Consider the following 1,096-nt stretch of genomic DNA (forward strand, 5'->3'; position numbering starts at 1 on the left):
TACACGACGGTCCGGCCGATCCGTCCGGTCATGACTGCGTGCACTGCCAGGGCGCGGACCACGCGATGTCGTTGGGGCACTTGTGCCTGGCGGTCGTCGGCGGGCTGCTGCTGGCCGGTGCTGCCGCGTGGGGCCGGCGCCGCCACCGGCTGCCGGTGCTGGACCTCGACGTCCGGCGCAACGAGCAGGGCCGCCGCCCACCCGCGCGGGCGGTGCTGGGCGTCCCACCCTGGAGCCATCTGTCCTTGGCGCAGCTGTCCCTGCTGCGGGTGTGACAGGTCACCGGAGCCGTCGACCCCGACGCCCTCCGGGCCCTGTCCTCACGCGCGAGCACCACGTGCTTCGCGTGCACCTACCCCGCAGCACACAGCCGCAAGGAGAACTTCGTGAAGATCCGCACCGTGATGCCCGCCCTCGCCCTGACCAGCGCCCTGGTCCTGGCCGGCTGCGGCGACAACGCCTCGATGCCCGGCATGGACATGGGCTCGGGCAGCACCCCCAGCCCCACCAGCAGCTCCTCGGCCACCGAGGGCGACGGCGAGCACAGCCAGGACACTCCGACCGGCGAGGCCGCCGACGTGATGTTCCTGCAGATGATGTACCCCCACCACGCCCAGGCAACCGAGATGGCTGCCCTCGCGGAAGGCCGCACCGACAACCAGGCCGTGCTGGACCTGGCCACCCAGATCGAGCAGGCCCAGGGCCCGGAGATGGAGGAGATGGCCCAGCTGCTCGAAGGCCTCGGTGAGCCCGCACCCTCGGCCGACATGAGCGCGATGGAGGGCATGGACCACGGCTCGGGGTCGATGAGCGGGATGATGGACGAGGAGGACATGGCCACTCTGGAGGCCGCCTCGGGCCGCGAGTTCGACCAGATGTGGCTGTCGATGATGATCGAGCACCACACCGGCGCGGTCGAGATGGCCCGCACCGAGCTCGAGAACGGCGCCGACCCGCAGGTCAAGCAGCTGGCGACCGAGATCATCGAGGGCCAGGAGGCCGAGATCACCACGATGACCGAGCTCGTCAACCAGCCCCCTCGCTGACCGCCCCCGCAGCACCCGGGACTTCACGGCAGGTCGGCCCTCGGCCCGCG

General features: G+C 71.4%; 2 protein-coding genes. Both read left to right on the forward strand.

Going from position 1 to position 1,096, the window contains the following annotated elements; all coding sequences use genetic code 11:
* Positions 1–275, forward strand: a 275-nt coding sequence (locus WDV86_RS15975) for a hypothetical protein (protein WP_339568646.1), incomplete at its 5' end; no start/stop codon positions are given.
* Positions 276–386: 111 nt separating this feature from the next.
* A complete protein-coding gene (locus WDV86_RS15980) occupies positions 387–1,046 on the forward strand; it encodes a DUF305 domain-containing protein (RefSeq protein WP_339568647.1) in 660 nt (219 codons plus the stop codon).
* Positions 1,047–1,096: the final 50 nt, after the last annotated feature.

This window comes from Pseudokineococcus sp. 1T1Z-3 (assembly GCF_037482365.1).
Lineage (GTDB): Bacteria > Actinomycetota > Actinomycetes > Actinomycetales > Quadrisphaeraceae > Pseudokineococcus.